Source organism: Pseudomonas sp. GD03862 (genome assembly GCF_029840855.1).
Taxonomy (GTDB): Bacteria; Pseudomonadota; Gammaproteobacteria; order Pseudomonadales; family Pseudomonadaceae; genus Aquipseudomonas; species Aquipseudomonas alloputida.
The window spans coordinates 1-20,794 of sequence record NZ_JAOCDI010000045.1 but is presented as its reverse complement, the minus strand read 5'-3'; the positions used below and the strand labels follow the sequence as shown (position 1 = coordinate 20,794).

General features: G+C 61.7%; 18 protein-coding genes and 4 pseudogenes. 12 read left to right on the top strand and 10 right to left on the bottom strand.

What is annotated here, in order from left to right; all coding sequences use genetic code 11:
• Positions 1–35 precede the first annotated feature (35 nt).
• The 5 genes from hyi (at position 36) to N5D53_RS22885 (ending at position 5,876) form a co-directional block, all read left to right on the top strand.
• Entirely contained in the window at positions 36–818 is a 783-nt protein-coding gene (hyi, locus tag N5D53_RS22905; protein WP_010955039.1) for a hydroxypyruvate isomerase, read from the top strand.
• A 152-nt stretch (positions 819–970) separates the two neighbouring features.
• A complete protein-coding gene (locus tag N5D53_RS22900; RefSeq protein ID WP_010955040.1) occupies positions 971–1,864 on the top strand; it encodes a 2-hydroxy-3-oxopropionate reductase in 894 nt (297 codons plus the stop codon).
• A gap of 243 nt (positions 1,865–2,107) precedes the next feature.
• Positions 2,108–3,382 (top strand): glycerate kinase, encoded by a 1,275-nt coding sequence (locus tag N5D53_RS22895; RefSeq protein WP_003254348.1) that lies wholly within the window; start codon positions 2,108–2,110, stop codon positions 3,380–3,382.
• Positions 3,379–4,794 carry a pyruvate kinase gene (pyk, locus tag N5D53_RS22890; protein WP_104961073.1) on the top strand — a complete coding sequence of 472 codons (1,416 nt, stop codon included), beginning with the start codon at positions 3,379–3,381 and terminating at the stop codon, positions 4,792–4,794. The genes N5D53_RS22895 and pyk overlap by 4 nt, the downstream gene beginning before the upstream one ends.
• A 206-nt stretch (positions 4,795–5,000) precedes the next feature.
• On the top strand, positions 5,001–5,876 hold the full coding sequence (locus N5D53_RS22885) for an urea transporter (protein WP_104961072.1): 876 nt from the start codon (positions 5,001–5,003) through the stop codon (positions 5,874–5,876).
• A gap of 424 nt (positions 5,877–6,300) precedes the next feature.
• Here the strand turns inward: N5D53_RS22885 and N5D53_RS22880 are convergent.
• Positions 6,301–6,534 (bottom strand): annotated as a pseudogene (locus tag N5D53_RS22880) (RHS repeat-associated core domain-containing protein); the annotation flags it as partial.
• 209 nt (positions 6,535–6,743) lie between these two features.
• On the opposite strand from N5D53_RS22880, the pseudogene N5D53_RS22875 reads away from it, so the two are divergent.
• Both N5D53_RS22875 and N5D53_RS22870 read left to right on the top strand, forming a co-directional pair.
• Positions 6,744–6,999: pseudogene (locus N5D53_RS22875) on the top strand (hypothetical protein); the annotation flags it as partial.
• Positions 7,000–7,216: 217 nt separating this feature from the next.
• A pseudogene (locus tag N5D53_RS22870) lies at positions 7,217–7,372 on the top strand (urea transporter); the annotation flags it as partial.
• Positions 7,373–7,927: 555 nt separating this feature from the next.
• On the opposite strand, the pseudogene N5D53_RS22865 reads toward N5D53_RS22870, so the two are convergent.
• Positions 7,928–8,176 (bottom strand): annotated as a pseudogene (locus tag N5D53_RS22865) (RHS repeat-associated core domain-containing protein); the annotation flags it as partial.
• 208 nt (positions 8,177–8,384) lie between these two features.
• Between N5D53_RS22865 and N5D53_RS22860 the strand changes: the two are divergent.
• Both N5D53_RS22860 and N5D53_RS22855 read left to right on the top strand, forming a co-directional pair.
• Positions 8,385–9,206, top strand: coding sequence for an ion transporter (locus tag N5D53_RS22860; protein WP_104961071.1), 822 nt, complete (start codon positions 8,385–8,387; stop codon positions 9,204–9,206).
• A 210-nt stretch (positions 9,207–9,416) separates the two neighbouring features.
• Positions 9,417–10,415, top strand: coding sequence for a sulfate ABC transporter substrate-binding protein (locus tag N5D53_RS22855; RefSeq protein WP_020193435.1), 999 nt, complete (start codon positions 9,417–9,419; stop codon positions 10,413–10,415).
• A gap of 13 nt (positions 10,416–10,428) precedes the next feature.
• Here the strand turns inward: N5D53_RS22855 and N5D53_RS22850 are convergent, their stop codons facing one another.
• Complete coding sequence (locus N5D53_RS22850) at positions 10,429–11,385, bottom strand: class I SAM-dependent methyltransferase (RefSeq protein WP_064493258.1); 957 nt, start codon at positions 11,383–11,385, stop codon at positions 10,429–10,431.
• A gap of 1 nt (position 11,386) precedes the next feature.
• Positions 11,387–12,310: a DMT family transporter gene (locus N5D53_RS22845; RefSeq protein WP_104961070.1), complete on the bottom strand. Its 924-nt coding sequence runs from the start codon at positions 12,308–12,310 to the stop codon at positions 11,387–11,389.
• A 133-nt stretch (positions 12,311–12,443) separates the two neighbouring features.
• On the opposite strand from N5D53_RS22845, the gene N5D53_RS22840 reads away from it, so the two are divergent.
• The 3 genes from N5D53_RS22840 (at position 12,444) to N5D53_RS22830 (ending at position 15,655) form a co-directional block, all read left to right on the top strand.
• Positions 12,444–12,881 carry an Lrp/AsnC family transcriptional regulator gene (locus N5D53_RS22840; protein ID WP_064493259.1) on the top strand — a complete coding sequence of 146 codons (438 nt, stop codon included), beginning with the start codon at positions 12,444–12,446 and terminating at the stop codon, positions 12,879–12,881.
• 496 nt (positions 12,882–13,377) lie between these two features.
• The gene (locus N5D53_RS22835; RefSeq protein ID WP_047604158.1) at positions 13,378–14,910 is read left to right on the top strand and encodes an NCS1 family nucleobase:cation symporter-1; all 1,533 of its coding nucleotides are present in this window, start codon (positions 13,378–13,380) and stop codon (positions 14,908–14,910) included.
• Between the two features lie 16 nt (positions 14,911–14,926).
• Positions 14,927–15,655, top strand: coding sequence for an aspartate/glutamate racemase family protein (locus N5D53_RS22830; RefSeq protein ID WP_010955048.1), 729 nt, complete (start codon positions 14,927–14,929; stop codon positions 15,653–15,655).
• A gap of 118 nt (positions 15,656–15,773) precedes the next feature.
• Here the strand turns inward: N5D53_RS22830 and N5D53_RS22825 are convergent, their stop codons facing one another.
• From N5D53_RS22825 to N5D53_RS22800, 6 genes are all read right to left on the bottom strand, one after another.
• The gene (locus N5D53_RS22825) at positions 15,774–16,967 is read right to left on the bottom strand and encodes a D-amino acid dehydrogenase (protein ID WP_104961069.1); all 1,194 of its coding nucleotides are present in this window, start codon (positions 16,965–16,967) and stop codon (positions 15,774–15,776) included.
• Between the two features lie 44 nt (positions 16,968–17,011).
• Positions 17,012–17,674, bottom strand: coding sequence for a histidine phosphatase family protein (locus tag N5D53_RS22820; protein WP_010955050.1), 663 nt, complete (start codon positions 17,672–17,674; stop codon positions 17,012–17,014).
• Positions 17,675–17,908: 234 nt separating this feature from the next.
• A complete protein-coding gene (locus N5D53_RS22815; RefSeq protein WP_104961068.1) occupies positions 17,909–18,247 on the bottom strand; it encodes an FKBP-type peptidyl-prolyl cis-trans isomerase in 339 nt (112 codons plus the stop codon).
• Between the two features lie 127 nt (positions 18,248–18,374).
• Positions 18,375–18,782 carry a GFA family protein gene (locus N5D53_RS22810; protein ID WP_004577113.1) on the bottom strand — a complete coding sequence of 136 codons (408 nt, stop codon included), beginning with the start codon at positions 18,780–18,782 and terminating at the stop codon, positions 18,375–18,377.
• Between the two features lie 67 nt (positions 18,783–18,849).
• On the bottom strand, positions 18,850–19,638 hold the full coding sequence (locus N5D53_RS22805) for a PhzF family phenazine biosynthesis protein (protein WP_104961067.1): 789 nt from the start codon (positions 19,636–19,638) through the stop codon (positions 18,850–18,852).
• A gap of 50 nt (positions 19,639–19,688) precedes the next feature.
• Positions 19,689–20,627: a 2-hydroxyacid dehydrogenase gene (locus N5D53_RS22800; protein WP_279840875.1), complete on the bottom strand. Its 939-nt coding sequence runs from the start codon at positions 20,625–20,627 to the stop codon at positions 19,689–19,691.
• Positions 20,628–20,794: the final 167 nt, after the last annotated feature.

The following is a 20,794-nucleotide window of genomic DNA, read 5'->3' as shown; positions in this document are numbered from 1 at the left end:
ACGCCCTGGGGGCCTTCATCGCAAGGAGACAACTCATGCCTCGCTTCGCTGCCAACCTGTCCATGCTGTTCACCGAACAGGACTTCCTGGCCCGCTTCAAGGCTGCCGCCGATGCTGGTTTCAGCGGCGTCGAATACCTGTTCCCGTACGACTTCAGCGCTGCCGACATCAAGCAGCAGCTGGAGGCCAACGGCCTGACCCAGGTGCTGTTCAACCTACCGGCCGGCGACTGGGCCAAAGGTGAGCGCGGTATCACCTGCCACCCCGACCGCATCGAAGAGTTCCGTGCCGGTGTCGACAAGGCCATCGAATACGCCAAGGTGCTGGGCAACACCCAGGTCAACGCCCTGGCCGGCATTCGCCCACAAGGCCCGGACTGCGCCACCGTGCGCAAGACCTTCGTCGAGAACCTGCGCTACGCCGCTGACAAGCTCAAGGGCGCCGGGATCCGCCTGGTCATGGAAATGATCAACACCCGCGACATCCCCGGCTTCTACCTGAACACCACCCAGCAGGCCCTGGAAATCCAGGCCGAAGTGGGCAGCGACAACCTGTTCCTGCAATACGACATCTACCACATGCAGATCATGGAAGGTGACCTGGCTCGCACCATGGAAGCCAACCTGAAGCTGATCAACCACATCCAGCTGGCCGACAACCCAGGCCGCAATGAACCAGGCACCGGCGAGATCAACTACCGCTTCCTGTTCGAACACCTGGACCGCATTGGCTACCAGGGCTGGGTGGGCGCGGAGTACAAGCCGCTGACCACCACCGAAGCGGGCCTGGGCTGGCTGAAAACCCACAACGCAATCTGAGGAACAACTCGGGACCCTGTGGGAGCGGGCTCGCCCGCGAACACCGGCAAAGCCGGTGCCATCCACCGAGTTGTCTGCTTCGCGGGCGAGCCCGCTCCCACAGGGGGCCAAAGCTTGCTTGAGATATCACAATTACAAAGAGGTAATTTCTCATGGCTAAAATCGGTTTCATCGGCACCGGCATCATGGGCAAGCCCATGGCTCAGAACCTGCAAAAGGCAGGTCACAGCCTGTTCATTTCCACCCACCACGACGCCGCGCCAGCCGACCTGATCGCTGCCGGTGCCGTGGCCCTGGCCAACCCGAAAGAGGTTGCCCAGGAAGCCGAATTCATCATCGTCATGGTCCCCGACACCCCGCAGGTCGAAAGCGTCCTGTTCGGTGAAAACGGCGTGGCCGAAGGCGTTGGCCCGAACAAGGTGGTGATCGACATGAGCTCGATCTCGCCAACCGCCACCAAAGCCTTCGCCGAGAAGATCAAGGCCACCGGCGCCGCCTACCTGGACGCCCCGGTGTCCGGTGGTGAAGTCGGTGCCAAGGCGGCGACCCTGAGCATCATGGTCGGTGGCTGCCCGAACGCCTTCGAGCGCACCCTGCCGCTGTTCGAAGCCATGGGCAAGAACATCACCCGCGTCGGTGGCAACGGTGACGGCCAGACCGCCAAGGTCGCCAACCAGATCATTGTCGCCCTGAACATCCAGGCCGTGGCCGAAGCCCTGCTGTTCGCCGCCAAGAACGGCGCCGACCCTGCCAAGGTGCGCGAAGCACTGATGGGCGGCTTTGCTTCGTCGAAAATCCTCGAAGTGCACGCCGAGCGCATGATCAAGGGCACCTTCGACCCAGGCTTCCGCATCAACCTGCACCAGAAGGACCTGAACCTGGCCCTGCAAGGCGCCAAGGAACTGGGCATCAACCTGCCCAACACCTCCAATGCCCAGCAAGTGTTCAACACCTGCCAGGCCCTGGGCGGCGGCAACTGGGACCACTCGGCGCTGATCAAAGGCCTGGAGCACATGGCCAACTTCTCGATCCGCGACGACAAATAAGTTAAGTCGTTTTTAGCCTCACTGGCCTCTTCGCGGGTAAACCCGCTCCTACCAACGACCGCACAATCGCTCAGAGCTGTGCATTTAGGAGCGGGCTTGCCCGCGAAGAAGCCAACGCCGTTGAACCTGCGACCACAGGCCCAATGGTGGCATCGAGCAACACCCGCCCCTGGTTCGGCCTGCACGGAGGCAGTTCCAGGGGCGTTTTTGATTCTGCAGAACAACAATAATTGGGAGCCTGCCATGTCGGTCGATCCGCAAAAACTTCTCCGCGAGCTGTTCGACACAGCCATCGCCGCCGCCCACCCCCGTCAAGTCCTCGAACCCTACCTGCCCGCCGATCGCAGCGGCCGGGTTATCGTCATCGGCGCCGGCAAGGCCGCAGCCGCCATGGCCGAAGTGGTCGAGAAAAGCTGGCAGGGCGAAGTCTCCGGCCTGGTCGTGACCCGTTACGGCCACGGCGCCAACTGCCAGAAGATCGAGGTGGTCGAAGCCGCCCACCCGGTCCCGGACGCTGCCGGCCTGGCTGTGGCCAAGCGCGTGCTGGAACTGGTCAGCAACCTCAACGAAGAAGACCGCGTCATCTTCCTGCTGTCTGGCGGTGGCTCGGCGCTGCTGGCCCTGCCTGCCGAAGGCCTGACCCTGGCCGACAAGCAGCAGATCAACAAGGCACTGCTGAAATCCGGCGCCACCATCGGCGAGATGAACTGCGTGCGCAAGCACCTCTCGGCGATCAAGGGCGGGCGCCTGGCCAAGGCCTGCTGGCCGGCCACGGTCTACACCTATGCCATTTCCGATGTACCGGGCGACCTCGCCACGGTAATCGCCTCCGGCCCCACCGTGGCCGACCCGAGCACCTCGGCCGACGCCCTGGCCATCCTCAAACGCTACAACATCGAAGCGCCCAAAGCGGTCATCGACTGGCTGAACAACCCGGCCTCGGAAACCGTCAAGGCCGATGACCCGGCCCTGGCCCGCAGCCACTTCCAGTTGATCGCCAAACCCCAGCAGTCGCTGGAGGCTGCCGCGGTCAAAGCCCGTCAGGCCGGTTTCAGCCCGCTGATCCTCGGCGACCTGGAAGGTGAATCGCGCGAAGTGGCCAAGGTGCATGCCGGTATCGCCCGGCAAATCGTTCAGCACGGCCAGCCGCTCAAAGCGCCCTGCGTGATCCTGTCGGGTGGCGAAACCACCGTGACCGTGCGCGGCAATGGCCGTGGCGGGCGTAACGCCGAGTTCCTGCTCAGCCTCACCGAAAGCCTGAAAGGCCTGCCGGGCGTGTACGCCCTGGCCGGTGACACCGACGGCATCGATGGCTCGGAAGAAAACGCCGGTGCCTTCATGACCCCGGCCAGCTACGCCAGCGCCGAAGCCTTGGGCCTGTCGGCCAGCGACGAGCTGGACAACAACAACGGCTACGGCTACTTCGCCGCGCTGGATGCGCTGATCGTCACCGAACCGACCCGCACCAACGTCAACGACTTCCGCGCCATCCTGATCCTCGAGACTGCCCAATCATGACGCCTGATAAAAAAGTAAAGATCCTCGCCACCCTTGGCCCTGCGATCAACGGCATCGACGATATCCGCCAGCTGGTCGAAGCCGGGGTGAACATCTTCCGCCTCAACTTCAGCCATGGCGAGCATGCCGACCACGCCCTGCGCTACCAGTGGATCCGCGAAGTCGAGCAACAGCTGAACTACCCGCTGGGCATCCTCATGGACCTGCAAGGACCGAAGCTGCGCGTTGGCCGCTTCGCCGAAGGCAAGGTGCAGTTGCAGCGCGGGCAGTCCCTGCGCCTGGACCTGGACAAAACCCCGGGCGACAGCCGCCGGGTCAACCTGCCGCACCCCGAAATCATTGCCGCCCTCGAACCCGGCATGGACCTGCTGCTGGACGACGGCAAGCTGCGCCTGCGCGTGACCGCCAAGCACAGCGACGCCATCGACACCGAGGTGCTGAACGGTGGCGAGCTTTCCGACCGCAAGGGCGTCAACGTACCGCAAGCGGTGCTCGACCTCTCCCCGCTCACCGAAAAAGACCGCCGCGACCTGGCCTTTGGCCTGGAGCTTGGCGTGGACTGGGTCGCCCTGTCGTTCGTCCAGCGCCCTGAAGATATCGTCGAAGCGCGCCAGCTGATCGGTGACCGCGCCTACCTGATGGCCAAGATCGAGAAGCCATCGGCCGTCGAGCAACTGCAAGCCATCGCCGAACTGGCAGACGCGATCATGGTGGCCCGTGGTGACCTAGGCGTGGAAGTACCGGCCGAAAGCGTGCCGCAGATCCAGAAGCGCATCATCGGCACCTGCCGCCAGCTGGGCAAACCCGTGGTGGTGGCCACGCAGATGCTCGAGTCGATGCGTTTCTCGCCAGCGCCAACCCGTGCCGAAGTCACCGACGTGGCCAACGCGGTGGCCGAAGGTGCCGATGCAGTGATGCTGTCGGCCGAAACCGCCTCGGGTGATTACCCGCTCGAAGCCGTGCAGATGATGAGCAAGATCATCCGCCAGGTGGAGAACGGCCCGGACTACCAGGCCCAGCTCGACGTCGGCCGGCCAAAGGCCGAAGCGACCGTGTCGGATGCCATCAGCTGCGCCATCCGCCGCATCAGCGGCATCCTGCCGGTGGCGGTGCTGGTCAACTACAGCGAGTCGGGTGCCTCGACCCTGCGCGCGGCACGCGAGCGGCCACGGGCACCGATCCTCAACCTGACGCCGAACCTGAACACCGCACGCCGCCTGAGCGTGGCTTGGGGTGTGCATTCGGTGGTCAACGACCGCCTGCGTCAGGTCGACGAGGTGGTTTCCACCGCCCTGGAGATTGCCCAGGCGCAAGGCATGGCCAGCCGTGGCGACACGCTGCTGATCACCGCTGGCGTGCCTTTCGGCAAGCCGGGTACGACTAACACGCTGCGGATCGAGACTTTGATCTGAGATTGCCAGGGGCGCGTTGCGCCCCTTTCGCGACACAAGGCCGCTCCCACAGGGCCGCGCTGGCACAAGGGAATGGGATCCCTGTGGGAGCGGCCTTGTGTCGCGATTGGAGGGCAAAGCCCTCCCCGAATACCGCTCTACCTGACCGCGGAAAACCGAGGCCCAAAGAGGCCCACCGCTCCCCCATCAACCTCACTGACTGCCCCATGTACACCAAAAATTTCGTCAACCCGTGCCCCGACTGGGCCACGGCGTTACTCAACGGCTTCAGCCAGGTGCTGCTGCTGCGCAACCCCCTGTGCGGCCTGTGCTGCCTGCTGGCCATCCTGCTGACCGCACCCAACCTGGTCGGCGGCGCGCTGCTTGGCGCCCTGGCCGGCCTGCTCACCGCCCAGGCACGCGGCTATGACCGTGCCGACCGCCAGGCCGGGCTGTACTGCTACAACGGCGTACTGATCGGCATCCTGATCAGCGCCGTGCTGCCCTGGTCGGCCATATTGCCCCCCCTGATCATCGCCGCCGGCGGCTTGTCCAGCATCATCACGCACCAGTGGCGCAAGCGTGGCGGCAAGTTGCTGGTCGCCTACACCGCCCCCTTCGTCATGCTCGGCTGGGCCACACTGCTAATCGCCAGCCCCTCGCCCAGCGCCTTCGTCGAAGCTGACCCGCTGTATGCGTTGGCCCGCGGCATAGGCCAGATCTTCCTGCTCGACCAGCCCTTGGCCGGGTTGCTGATCATCGTCGGCATGTTCATCGCCAACCCCTATGCGGCGCTGTGGGCGGTGATCGGTTCGGCTATTGGCGGCGGGGTGGCGCTGCTCGCCGATCAACCGCAAGCTGCCTGGTTGGGGCTATACGGTTTCAACGCAGCCCTGGCGGCACTGGCCTTCAGCAGGCGAGGTGAAAAACCCTGGGTGACCCTGCTGGCGATTGCCTTGGCCTTGCTGCTGCAACCGCTGTTCAAGCTGATGCCTGTGCCCGGCCTGACCGCGCCCTTTGTCGCCGCCTGCTGGCTGATGCATGTAGCTGATCACCTAGGTCATAGGACACAGAAAGACAGCTCACATCGATTACCGAACTAACGGGGGGTGCAGATATCCACTCCGCCTCTGGCAGCCTAATGGGAGCTGGATCGGGTGCCGAGGAAATACCCTTTGGCGGGCGCGGGGGCGGAGACGGAGGTAGAGGACGAAGAGGCTTCGGAAGAGAGCGTAGCGCTAGCTGCTCATCTAGCCTGCTCTGCAGCACTTGATTCTGTTCTTGAAGGAGAACGTTGTCTGCTTGAGAGCGCTCCAACTGTTTCCGAGTAGCGCCCAGACCATCAACCTTGACCACCGTAAACCGACCATCCTTACCTCTGGAAATTTCGTATCCAGCACTACCAATACCCAAGCTGTAAGCTTCAGAGCTGTTCGCGAAATGATTCTTCACTCCCCTTTTGAAAATTTTCGGTATGCCAAAGCGCTTAAACTCAGCAGTTAGCCCAGTTTTCACACGTTTCATCTGACCTGACGGGTCAGAGCTGTTTATCGGATCACCCTCACAATAACAGTAAGCATTCAGCCCACCATTCCCAAAAGGGCTTAAACCATCCGGGCTGTAAAAACGCATAAAAATGGGGCTATAGAATCGGTGACCATTGCCCAGCGCATAGGCTTGCAAGATGCCATCGTGCCGTTCGCCATTGAAACCCAATGAAGGAATCGGCCAATTCAGTGAATACCCATAAGCTGCGTATGACCGTATCCACTTCGTCTGAGCACGCTCAACAGCAATTTGCTCGGGTAACTGTCCACTCTGCAGTTTCATGCTCGCCTCCCCCCTGACCCTACGGGATTCTGCCCCAGCCAATCCGATCCGGAGAACTAGCAATTTTAACAGTTCATTCGTTGCAGCCTTGGGCAAAGACCCTCTAGGCTTTCCGCTTTGCCTTCGGAACCCGCTACATCATGGTCTTCCAGACCGACACCCTAGCCGGTCGCCGCTTCGACAAGATCCTGCTGTTGATCATCCTGGCCAGCCTGGTCACGGTGATCCTCGACAGCATCGACGAAGTGCACCAGAGCTAAGCCGGCTTACTGGCCGCCATCTGTACTCAAGCTCAGCCCGCACCTCAAGCAGGCCCATTACCTGATGGAGGCGCTGCGCGGCAGCAAGCAGAAGAACATCGTGTTCCTGGTGAGGCGGCGTTCTGTTCTCGCTGTGGGAATGGGTTGTTTCCCAAAGCGTGATAGCGCCTGCGCCGCCTATTCGCGGGCCGCTCCGACAGGGCCGCGCTGGCACAAGGAAATGCAATCCCTGTGGGAGCGGCCTTGTGTCGCGATTGGAGGGCAAAGCCCTCCCCGAATACCGCTCTACCCGACCGCGGAAAACCGAGGCCCAAAGAGGCCCACCGCCCCCCATCAACCTCACTGACTGCCCCATGTACACCAAACATTTCGTCAACCCGTGCCCCGATCGAGCCACGGCGTTACTCAACGGCTTCAGCCAGGTGCTGCTGCACACCCCCCTGGCCATCCTGCAGACCGCGCCCAACCTGATCGGCGGCGCCCTGTTTGTTGCCCTAGCCGGTCTGCTGGCGAACGCCCTGGCCTTGCTGCCGCAACCGCTGTCCGGCCTTCTACCTATGGCAGCGCTGATCGCACCATTTGTAGTTGCCTGCTGGTTAATGCATGTAGGTGACAGTGCGTTTACTCAGCTAAGCCTCAGAAGAATCAATCGTCGCGTCGATAGGCAAGTTAGCTCTTAAATTCGCCCCTGCAGCCGGTAGTTGAGGGTGTTGTGGAGTAATCGGTGGCATTGCGCTGGTTTTTTCTTTAGGAACAAGATCCATTGTTGATGAAAAACCCCTGCCAACCGGCATCATAGGAACATGGTCGAGACTCACTTCAATGCCATTTTTTTGGTATTTAGCAGGATTCGACAGCAAATCGAAACTGGTTCTAGACGCATAAGAGAAGCTCCCGTCCACTACATTCACCTCAATATAAGATGAACCTACCTTTACCGTAAATCTAAACGTTCCTTTCTGCTCGGCAATCGCCTGCATCGGCTCGCGTAAGAACTTCTTGGCTCTCGTCCGCTGCGCCAAGTTCACATTCTTCTGCTTCATGAACTTACCGAAACCGGTTTTTACTCCTGCGTTGCCTGAGGGGTCGGTATGGTTCACAGGATCTCCACCGCAATACATGTATGCATTCACGCCACCTCTGCCAAAGGGGCTCAAACTGTCTGGACTGGAAAAACGCATAAGTGCAGGATTGAACAGCCGCTTCCCACTGCCCAGCAGATACCCCTGCGTTCCTCTCTCCAACCACTGCCCATTGAACGCCAAGCGCGTTGCGCTCTCGATGCACTGTAAAAAACCAAATGGTGTGTAAGCTAACAAAGTGTGCCCCAAACGCTGCCGGCTTACTGCTTTTGACTGGTCGTTCATTTCCCGCCTCGCTGTCAATGAAATACCCAGTCTTATACTGAGGCCTCGACGAGAACCTTAGTACTGGCATTTTTAGCAGGTGACATGATTCACCTTTCCGTAGCAGGCCCTGTGCATCTAGTCTTGCATCTCAAGCTTTCGGAACCTGCACTTCATGACCGCACCTCTGCCTTTACGCGAACGCCTCTACATCATGGTCTTCCAGACCGACACCGTAGCAGGCCGCCGCTTCGACAAGATCCTCCTGCTGATCATCCTGGCCAGCCTGGTCACCGTCATTCTCGACAGCATCGACGAGGTGCACCAAGGCTACGCCGGCCTGCTGGCCGGCATCGAGTGGGGCTTTACCGCGATCTTCCTGGCCGAATACATCACCCGCCTGTACTGCTCGCCCAAGCCGTTGCGCTATGCCTTCAGTTTCTACGGTCTGGTCGATTTACTGGCGATCGTGCCGGGGATCCTCGCGCTGTACTACAGCGACGCCCAGTACCTGCTCATCATCCGGGTCATCCGGATGCTGCGGATCTTCCGTGTACTCAAGCTCAGCCCGTACCTAAAGCAGGCCAACTACCTGATGGAGGCACTGCGCGGCAGCAAGCAGAAGATCATCGTGTTCTTGGTCAGCGTATCGACCCTGGTAACGGTGTTCGGCACGCTGATGTACGTGATCGAAGGGCCTGAGCATGGCTTTACCAGCATCCCCAAAGGCATCTACTGGGCCATCGTTACCCTGACCACAGTGGGCTTTGGCGACATCGTGCCGAAGACCCCGCTGGGGCAGGTGCTGTCGTCGCTGGTGATGATTACCGGTTACTCGATCATTGCCGTGCCGACCGGCATCTTTACCGCCGAGCTGGCCAATGCCATGCGTGGGGAGCAGCTGCAGCATGATTGCCCGACCTGCCACAAGAAGACCCACGAGCATGGGGCGGCGTTCTGTTCTCGCTGTGGGAATGGGTTGTTTCCCAAAGCGTGATAGCGCCTGCGCCGGCCTCTTCGCGGGTAAACCCGCTCCTACAACAGGCGCGGACCGTGCGCGGTCCCCCGTAGGAGCGGGTTTACCCGCGAAGAGGCCGGCACAGGCAGAAGCATAACCAAAGCATTTTTTGTTCTTTAACCCGTATAAACCCACCCGTTATAGTCGCTGGCAATCTGCCCCAACATCCTTCAAGAACAAGGAAGCAACGTGAAAAAACTCTTCACCGCCTCGCTGCTCGCCGCAGGCCTGGCCCTGGGCAACCTCGCCCAGGCCGCCCCTACCCTGCTCAACGTTTCCTACGACGTGATGCGCGACTTCTACAAGGACTACAACCCGGCCTTCCAGAAGCACTGGGAAGCCGAGCACAACGAGAAGGTCAACGTGCAGATGTCCTTCGGCGGCTCGAGCAAGCAGGCCCGTGCAGTGATCGATGGCCTGCCGGCCGATGTCATCACCATGAACATGGCCACCGACATCAACGCCCTGGCCGACAATGGCAAGCTGGTACCCGACAACTGGGTAACCCGCCTGCCGAACAACAGCGCGCCGTTCACCTCGGCCACTGTGTTCATCGTGCGCAAGGGCAACCCGAAAGCCCTGAAAGACTGGCCCGACCTGCTCAAGGACGGTGTACAGGTGATCGTGCCCAACCCGAAAACCTCGGGTAATGGCCGCTATACCTACCTGTCGGCCTGGGGCTACGTACTCAAGCAAGGCGGCGATGAAAGCAAAGCCCGTGACTTCGTCGGCAAGCTGTTCAAGCAGGCACCCGTGCTGGACACCGGTGGCCGTGCCGCCACCACCACGTTCATGACCAACCAGATCGGTGACGTGCTGGTCACCTTCGAGAACGAAGCCGAGATGATCGCCCGCGAGTTCGGCCGCGATCAGTTCGAAGTGGTCTACCCAAGCGTATCGGCCGAAGCCGAGCCACCGGTGACGGTGGTCGACAAGGTGGTGGCCAGGAAAGGCACCCAGGCCGTGGCCGAGGAATACCTGAAGTACCTGTGGTCACCAGCAGCCCAGGAGATCGCCGCCAACAACTACCTGCGCCCGCGTGATGCAACGGTACTGGCCAAGTACACCGACCGCTTCCCGAAAGTGGACTTCCTGTCGGTGGAGAAAACCTTCGGTGACTGGCGTACCGTGCAGAAGACCCACTTCAATGATGGTGGGGTGTTTGACCAGATCTATACCGGTCAGTAACGCACAAGCAACATCAAACCCGGCGGAACACCAAGGCCTTCAGCCCCCCCGCCGGGTCAACATCCGGAAACTCCGGCGGGTTTTCCAGGCGCTCGACATAAGCCAACGAAGGCGCCTGCTCCGCCATGCCTTCAATCAGAAACTCAGGCCCGATCCCCGGGTCGTTGACACACGCCAGCACCGTCCCGCCTTCGCTCAACAACTCCGGCAAACGCCGCAGGATCTTTGCGTAATCCTGGGTCAGCACAAAGCTGCCACGCTGGAAGGTCGGCGGGTCGATGATGATCAGGTCATAAGGCCCGTACTTGCGCACCTTGCCCCACGACTTGAACAGTTCATGCCCCAGGTACGCCACCCGTGATGCATCGTGGCCATTGAGGCGATGGTTGTCCCGGCCCCGCGACAGGGCCGATTTGGCCATGTCCAGGTTCACCACCTGCTCAGCGCCACCGGCAATCGCTGCCACGGAAAAGCCGCAGGTATAAGCGAACAGGTTCAGCACGCGCTTGCCCGCCGCCTGCTCGCGCACCCAGCGGCGGCCATAGCGCATGTCGAGAAACAGGCCATTGTTTTGCCGCACGCCCAAGTCCAGCAGGTAGGTCAGGCCGTCCTCAATCACTTCGCGTTGCTGGCAGGGCTCACCCAGCAGCCACTGGCCCGGGCTGTCGGGCAGGTAGCGGTGCTGGATGATGACTGCCTGACCCGTCCACTGCGGGCGCTCGGCCAAGCTGCGCAGCATGGCTTCCAGTTCGGCGAGCTGGCCCTCGGGCGGCTCACGGAACAAGGCGACCGACAGCACGCCCTGCAGCCAGTCGACGGTAACCTGCTCCAGGCCCTGCCAGCAGCGGCCGCGGCCGTGAAACAGGCGGCGGGTTTCCCGTGGTGCAGGGTCAAGGGCGGCAAGCAGGTGTTGCTCAAGGGTGTCGATGGGCGAGGTCATGGCGGATCGCAGGCTGGCAAAAAGCGGCATTCTACCTTGCGGGCCTCTTCGCGGGTAAACCCGCGCCTACAGGATGCTGCGCCGATCGGAACCACCACCCCTGCTGCATGCCCGCTGCCGCCAGCAGGATCAACCCCACGCCCAGCCACTGCAGCGGCACCAGGCGGTGCCCGAACGCCACCCAGTCCACCAGAATTGCCGCAATCGGGTAAATGAACGACAGCGCACCGGTCAAGGCCGTGGGCAAACGCTGGATGGCGCTGTACAACAGCACATACATCAGGCCGGTGTGCACCATCCCCAATGTCAACAAGCTGGCCAAGGCCGGCACTTCGACCGGCAACCCGCCAAGCGTGCCCCATGGCGCCAGCAGCAACACACCCGTGGTTACCTGAATCAACGCAATCAGGTGCGGGGGCGTGCCACTCAGGCGCTTGATGATCAAGGCCGCGATTGCATACAGAAACGCCGCCCCCAGCGCCAGGGCAATCCCCAGCAGATAGTCCTCGCCATTACTTTGCCCTGCGCCGTGGGCACTGACGATGGCCAGCATGCCGAGGAACGCCACACTCAGCCAGGTCACCTTGGCCAACGTGATCTTTTCGCCCAGAAACAGCGCCGCCAGCCCCACCAGAATGAATGGCTGCACGTTGTAAACCGCCGTGCCGATGGCAATCGACGCCCGTGCGTACGAGGCGAACAACAGCAGCCAGTTGCCGACAATGGCCACCCCGCTGGCAATCGCCAGCAAAAATGCCGTGCGGCTGATCACGCCCGGTCGCAGAAAGCCAAACGCGGCGCAAATCGCCAGCAAGGTCACGGCACCGAACACGCAGCGCCAGAACACCACATCCAGCACCGGCTGGCCGGACACCAGCACGAACCAGCCAATGGTCCCGGAAATCAGCATGGCGGCGACCATTTCCAGCGAGCCACGGCGCAATGAACTGTCCATCTCAAACCTCCCTTTGATAATGGCAACAGTATGCAAAGGCTGCAGGCGGGCCATCCAGCGGATAACCAAGGCATTTTCGCCAACCTACCTTTACTATCAAGGCAGATAACACGAATTACCTGATGAGGTGAGCATGACCGATGCCATTGACCAATTATTGATCAACGCACTGATGGAGGACTCGCGCCGCTCGCTCAAGGCTCTGGCGCAGGTCAGCGGGCTGTCCGCACCCAGCGTCAGCGAGCGCCTGCGCCGGCTGGAAGAGCGTGGCGTGCTGCGCGGCTACACCGTGGAGGTCGACCCACGCGCCTTTGGCTACCAGTTGCAGGCGATCGTGCGTATCCGTCCGTTGCCGGGGAAGCTGCAAGAAGTGGAGCGCCAGATCATTGCCATCCCTGAGTTCACCGAATGCGACAAGGTCATTGGCGAGGACTGCTTCATAGCCCGACTGCATGTGCGCTCGATGGAGCAGTTGGACACGCTGCTCGACCTCATGAATGTGCTGGCTGAGACCAATACCGCAATCATCAAGAAGACCCCGGTCAAGCGGCGGTTGCCGCCAATGGATTGATCGGCCCCTGTACTGGCCTCCTCGCAGGCGTGCTCGCGAAGAGGCCAGCACAGGAAAAGCTGACTATTTTTTGTACACAAAAACGTAACCATAGGTGCCATTTTTGTGTGCACTTTCTTCAGTAGCGCCCCAATTCGTTACACACTTTCCTCCCGTTATTTTGACCAAATGATCAACTAATCAATCTTTCAAAAATTTAAACTTGTTCATACGGTCAACTTATATTCTCTGTATTTCATTAACTTACCTTTTAACAAGATAAGTTCGAAATCATCGCCTGTTGAAACCTGCTCTTCCCTTGGCATGGAACTCGCTTTTGTGTGTTCGTGTTTTGTATACAACTTAAACAAAACATAGATACACAAGAATCCGCGACGCCGACCCAATGTCAGCCGCCGCGCCCACAACCCTGTGATGCCAACGCTGCACCGACGAGATGGCGAGCCCGTGCGCATGCCCGCTCATCGCAGTCCAAGTGCATCAGGAGCCCGCCGGAATGAGTAGCAGCCTCGACCTTGCCCCTGAACTATCCGTCGCCAGCACACACCCCGCGTCCACGCTTGCCGGCCACCAGCCGGACCTTGTTCTCAGCCCGCGCCTGCATAACCGCGACCTGGCGCCAACGCGTATGGAAGGCCGTCGCTGGGGCGGCTACAGCATCTTCGCGCTGTGGACAAACGATGTGCACAATATCGCCAACTATTCGTTCGCCATGGGCTTGTTCGCCCTCGGCCTGGGCGGCTGGCAAATTCTGCTGTCGCTGGCCATCGGCGCGGCACTGGTGTACTTCTTCATGAACCTGTCGGGTTACATGGGGCAGAAAACCGGGGTACCGTTCCCGGTCATCAGCCGCATTGCCTTCGGCATCCACGGCGCGCAGATCCCGGCGCTGATCCGTGCCGTCATCGCCATCGCCTGGTTCGGCATCCAGACCTACCTGGCATCGGTGGTGCTGCGGGTGCTGCTCACCGCCGTGTGGCCGCAACTGGCAGCCTACGATCACGACAGCATCCTCGGCCTGTCCAGCCTGGGCTGGGTGTGTTTCGTGTCGATCTGGCTGGTGCAGCTGGTGATCCTGGCCTATGGCATGGAGATGGTGCGCCGTTACGAGGCCTTTGCCGGGCCTGTGATCCTGCTGACCGTCGCCGCACTGGCGGTGTTCATGTACTTCAAGGCCGATGCGCGCATTGCCTGGTCGGTGGCAACCCCGCTGACCGGCTACGAGATGTGGCGCAACATCTTTGCCGGCGGCGCACTGTGGCTGGCGATCTACGGCACCCTGGTGCTGAACTTCTGTGACTTCGCCCGCTCCTCGCCTTGCCGCAAGACCATCCGCGTGGGCAACTTCTGGGGCCTGCCGGTAAACATCCTGGTATTCGCCGTGATCACCGTGGTGCTGTGCGGCGCGCAATTCCAGATCAACGGTCAGATCATCGACAGCCCGACGCAGATCGTTGCCGCCATACCCAGCACGCCATTCCTGGTGCTCGGCTGCCTGGCCTTCCTGATCGTCACCGTGGCGGTGAACATCATGGCCAACTTCGTCGCCCCGGCCTTCGTACTCAGCAACCTGGCGCCGCGCCACCTGAACTTCCGCCGTGCCGGGCTGATCAGCGCCACCCTGGCGGTGCTGATCCTGCCCTGGAACCTGTACAACAGCCCGCTGGTGATCGTGTACTTCCTGTCGGGCCTGGGCGCCCTGCTCGGCCCGCTGTACGGCGTGATCATGTCCGACTACTGGTTGCTGCGCAAAGGCTGCATCAACGTGCCGGAGCTGTATACCGAGCACCCGGCCGGCGCCTATCACTACAGCAAGGGCATCAACCTGCGCGCCGTGGCCGCCTTCGTGCCGGCCGCACTGCTGGCCATCGTGCTGGCCCTGGTGCCCAACTTCCAGGGCATCGCGCCGTTCTCCTGGCTGATTGGTGCCGGCATCGCCGCCGCCCTGTACCTGCTTATCGCGCCACGTAACCGCCATTACCACGACGTCAGCGGCGAGTGCATCGCCGTCGACCACAGCGGCCATTGATCAAGGAGGACTGCCCATGCGTATTCTGATCGCCAACGTCAACACTACCGAAGCCATCACCCACGCCATTGCCGAACAGGCCCGTGCGGTGGCCGCACCCGGTACCGAAATCGTCGGCCTGACACCCTGGTTTGGCGCCGAATCGGTGGAGGGCAATTTCGAGAGCTACCTCGCGGCCATCGCGGTGATGGACCGGGTACTGGCCTTTGAAGGGCCTTACGATGCCGTGATCCAGGCCGGTTATGGCGAGCATGGCCGCGAAGGCCTGCAGGAACTGCTCAACGTGCCTGTGGTGGACATTACCGACGCCGCCGCCAGCACGGCAATGTACCTGGGCCACGCCTATTCCGTAGTAACCACGCTCGACCGCACCGTGCCACTGATCGAGGACCGCCTGAAGCTCTCGGGCCTGTATGACCGCTGCGCCTCGGTGCGAGCCAGCGGGCTGGCGGTGCTGGAACTGGAAGCCGACCCGCTGCGGGCCGTGGAGGCGATTGTCGAGCAGGCCGAACGCGCCGTGCGCGACGACAAGGCCGAGGTGATCTGCCTGGGTTGTGGCGGCATGGCCGGGCTGGACGAGCAGATTCGCCAACGCACCGGCGTGCCGGTGGTGGATGGTGTGAGTGCAGCGGTGACCATTGCCGAATCGCTGGTGCGCATGGGTTTGAGCACGTCCAAAGTGCGCACCTATGCGACGCCACGGGCGAAGAAAGTGGTGGGATGGCCGATGCGCTTCGGCCGCTAGACATCCTTCGCCTGTACCGGCCTCTTCGCGGCTGAAGCCGCTCCTACCGGACCAGCACAAGCCTGAATACCGTGGGGTCCTCGTAGGAGCGGCTTTAGCCGCGAAGAGGCCGGCCCGCTTAACGCATCATCCTGGCCAGACGCTGCGCACTGCCACAGGCCAAGGTGAATCCCAACGCCCCATGCCCCAGGTTCAGCCACAGGTTGCGGTACACCGTCCCACCTATGATCGGCACCCCGGTCGGTGTCGCGGGTCGCATCCCCGCCCACTCCACCGCCTGGCCATAATCCGCCGCCCTTGGCAGCGTCTCCAGCGCCAGCCGCCGCATGCTCTGCAAACGGCGCATGTCCACCGACTCGTTGAAGCCGACAATGTCCACCATCGCCGCTACCCGCAGCTGCTGCCCCAGGCGTGCATAGACAATCTTGCGCTCATAGTCGGTAAGGCTCACCTCCGGGGGCAGGTGCCCGGCGCTGATCGGTGCGGTCAGGCTGTAGCCCTTCAACGGGTAAACCGGTATCTGCACCCCCGGTAATGCCAAGCCTGGGCCGCGATGCCCGGCACACAGCACCAACTGCTCCACGTCCAGCTGCTGATCGCCCAGTTGCAGTGCCACGACCTGGCCCTGGCGCTGAACCAATTGCGTCACCGGCCGGCCAAGCAGGAAACGGCACTGGCCCGACGCGCGCAACAGCGCTTCCAGCCGCAAGCAAAACACGTGGCAATCGCCAACCTCTTCGCCCGCCGTGAACACGCCACCCACAAACGGTGCGCCATCCAGGGCAGGCTCCAGCCCGCGCAGCTCGGCAGCCGCCAGCACCTGCTGACTGGCCGGGTCCGTCAACTGTTCCCGGCCTTGGGCAAAGGCCCGTTCACTGCGAAAAGCCACCAGCTTGCCATTGCGCCGCCAGGCGAAATCCCCAAGGTTCTGGTCTTCGCGCCACTGCGCCAGAACGGCCTGGCTGTACAGCGCCAGCTCAAGCAATTGCCCGGCATTACGGCGATTGACGCTACGCCGGCAAGCCAGGGTGAATGCCAGCAGCCAGCGCCACTGGGCCGGGTCCATGCGCAAGCGCAGGCGCAATGGCGACTCGCCCTGCAACAGCCAGCCCAGCGCCTGCCACGGCACCCCGGCATCAGCCAGCGGCGCCACATAGCGATAGGACAATTGCCCGCCATTGGCGAAGCTGGTGGCCGACGCCAGGCTGTCGCGGGCCTCGATCAGGTCAACCGACCACCCTTCCCGCACCAGCGCGTAAGCCGTCGCCAGGCCCACCACTCCACCACCGATCACTGTTACCCGCTGCTTCATCGCTCATCCCTGTTCCGGCTTCCTTGCCAAACAGTACCAGCGGATCAGGTCGGGCAGCTATGCGCACCGTCATTCAGGCCCTGGCGCACATTGCGGCTCAGCAGGCTGGCTTTGCCATCGCGCCAGGTCAGGGTCAATACGTAGAGGGTGTCGAAGTCTTCGCCGCTCCAGTCCTCGGTGATCACCCGCTCCTCCCCCAGGGCCTTGCCGGCCACGGTGTTGATCAGTTCCGGCAGGTAGCCGTGGGACCAGGCCGTGTAGATGGTCGCATTGCGGTATTTGTCGCTCAGCAACTCATCGGCCAGTTCAGCGGTGTCGTTGGCGCCGTAGTCGATATTCACCGGCAAGCCGAGGCGGATGGCACTGGGGGTGATGGTCATCAATGGGCGGATATAGCTGTAGCTTTCGTCCCGGCTGCCTTCCTCGACATGCCGCGTGGGGTTGGCGGCAAACACGTAGTCGGCCTTGCCAAAGCGCTCGGGCAGTACACTGGCCAGGTCCAGCGCACGGTTGAGGCCTTGGCAGTTCAACTGCCCGAGCCCCTCGCCCGGCTTCTCGCCATGACGCAGAAACACCAGGGTCTGGGTGCCATCCACCGGTTGTGCCCGGCTTTCGACAGCCTCCAGCGCCAACGGCGCGGCGATGGCAGTGAGCACCAGGCTCAGCAGCAAGTGACGGCGACGGCGAAAGAATGTTGGCAACTTCATCAAGGCAGGCTCGTGTGGCAGAGAATATCGGGTTTACCCGCCACATCGCCCGGCCAGTTGCAGGGCGCCCGTGCAGTGAATGCCATCCTTGGCAACGCGTGAGGGTCAGAGTGCCCCGAACCCGTTTGGTTCCTCCCTGGAGGTGATTGCCGTTCCCTAGGCAAGGCCTAGGTTAGGGGCTAGGTGTTGCGCAATTGTGTAAGGTGCAAGAACCTCGGGTTGCAACGTGACCACTCAATCATCCCGCGTGAGCACTTCCAGCAGTTCGATCTCGAAGGTCAGGTCCGAATTCGGCGGGATCTTCCCTACGCTGCGTTCGCCATACCCCAGGTGTGCCGGTACCTGCAGCTTGCGCTTGCCGCCAACGCGCATGCCCATCAGGCCTAGGTCCCAGCCTTTGATTACCCTGCCGGTACCGATCACGCACTGAAACGGCTTACCGCGCGACCAGGACGAGTCGAACTCGCTGCCATCGGCCAGCCAGCCGGTGTACTGGGTGGTGATCAGGGCACCCTTGACGGCGGCTTTGCCGTCTCCCTCGACCAGGTCGATGATCTGCAGTTCTTGGCTCACGGGTACACTCCAAACGCTGAAAAACAAAACCGCCCTTTTCTCAGGAATGCACCGGTTTGACAAGTTCACGCAGAATTGTACGGAGGCATTCGCCGACGGAATGCCTCCGTACAGACATGACGTTGAATCAGCTGTTCTGCTCGAACACCTCTTGGCCGGACAGCTCCTTGGTCTGATTGGCGAAGCAGTACCACGCGGGTTTCTCTTCGACGAAGATCTGCAGGTCGAAATCCCAGGCTTGGTCGCCATCGAGTAGGCCGACCGGCACGGCATGGAAGTCGTTGGCCTTGAGCCGGTAGTACAGGTGCGTACCACAGCGGCCACAGAAAGCACGCTGGGCCCAGTCGGACGAATCATAGACGCTCGGCGCACGCCCCTCGATCAGCGGAGGCTTGCTGCAGTGGACCACCAGCAGCGGGCCGCCGGTCCACTTGCGGCACATGCTGCAATGACAAGCGCTGATATGGGTATTGTCGACGGTGACCGTCAGCCGCGTGTCGCCGCACAGGCAGGTGCCGTGTTTTTCCAGGGCCATGGGTGGCTCCTTGAACGGAAAGATGGGCCTGCAATTATAGAAGCCCCCCAGGGCATCGCACGCCGTACTAGATGTACACATTGCCCCGCAGGTACAACGCCGCCCGCCCACTGATGATTACGCGGCCATTGCCCGGCACTTCGCACTGCAACTGCCCTTTGCGTGCCCCGCCCTGCTCGCAGCTCAGCACGTTCTTGCCCAGCCTTTGGGCCCATAACGGCGCCAGCGAGGTGTGTGCCGAACCGGTTACCGGGTCTTCATTCACACCAACCCGCGGGCCGAACCAGCGGGTGACGAAGTCAAAGCCACGCCCTGCCGCGGTCACGGCAATGCCACGGACGTCAAAGGCCGACAGCGCAACAAAGTCTGGTTTCAACGTATCGAGCAGCAAGGCGTCGTCGATCACCACCACATAATCGTCGCTACGGTACACCACCTGTGCCTGGCTCAAGCCCAGCGCCTGCAGCAGACCCGCCGGTATGTCCACCTCTACGGGTTGCTTGGCCGGGAAGTCCATGGCCAGCAGGCCATCAGTGCCACGGCTGACGCGCAACTCGCCACTGCGGGTGTTGAAGCGCAGCACTTGCGCCTGCTCCCCTAGTTGCTCGAACAACACATAGGCCGAAGCCAAAGTAGCGTGGCCGCACAGGTCGACTTCCACGGCGGGGGTGAACCAACGCAAGTCGAACGTTTCGCCGTTGCGCACGAAGTAGGCTGTTTCTGACAGGTTGTTTTCTTCGGCAATGCGCTGCAGCACATCGTCCGGCAGCCAGCTTTCCAGCGGGATTACTGCGGCAGGGTTGCCACCGAACGGTTCAGTGGAAAAGGCATCGACCTGGAATATTTCGAGTTGCATGCACACACTCCTTGTTGCCCGGGCGCTGCCGGGCAGATATCTGGAAAAGGTTACGGGCGTACCGGGGTCAAAACTGGCTCACCGGCAAAGAACGCCTGCAGGTTGCGCAGCACCAAGTCCACCGTGTCGCGCGCGGCTTCTGGCGATTGGCCAGCCACGTGGGGTGTGAGCACGGTGTTGGGCAAGGCCTTGAGTGCATCGGGCACTGCTGGCTCGTCATCGAAAACATCCAGCGCAGCGCCAGCCAGCTGGCCACGCTGCAATGCAGCAATCAGGGCCTGGGTGTCGACCACGCTGGCACGGGCGATGTTCACCAGATAGCCGTCAGCGCCCAGGGCCTGAAGGACGTGGGCATCGACCAGATGCCGGGTGTTGGCGCCACCGGGGGTGGCCACCACCAGGATGTCGACGGCTTCAGCCAAGTGTCGGGGGCTGTCGTACCAGGCATAGGGCACATCCTGGCGTGCTGTGCGGCTGTGGTAGCTGACGTGCATGTCGAAGCCCAAGTGGGCCCGCTTGGCGATTGCCAGCCCTACTGCGCCGAGGCCGAGAATGCCCAGGCGTTTGCCGCTCACCGAGGGGCTGATCACCCGGTTCCATTCACCGCGCCGCGTGCTGGCATCGGCACGGGGGATGTCGCGCAGCAGCGCCAGCAGCAGGGCCAGGGTGTGGTCGGCGACGGCTGCGGCATTGGCCCCGGCGCCATTGGTGACGGTTATGCCGCGTGCGGCGGCGGCGGCCAGGTCGACCTGCTCGTAGCCGGCGCCGATCACGCAGATGATCTGCAATCTGGGTAATGCATCAATTTCGGTGGCGGATAGCCCCAGCGGCCCACGGGTGAGTACCGCATCGATTTCTTCGGCGTGGCGATGAATGGCATCGGCGCGCAGTTGCGGCGAAGGGGCACGGATCAGGTGGTAACCGGCCTGCTCCAGCATGGGCAGGTAATCGTCGACGGTTTCCACCAGTACCAGGACTGTCTTGCTCATGCCACCTCCGGGTGAATTCGAGGCGTCATTATGCGGAGTCACCGGCCGGTACAGTCAATGGAAATAACAAGGCAAAACTGTACTGTACTGTGCTGTTGCTGTTGCTGTTGCTGTTGTTGTTGCTGTTGATCTTGATCTTGATCTTGATCTTGATCTTGATCTTGATC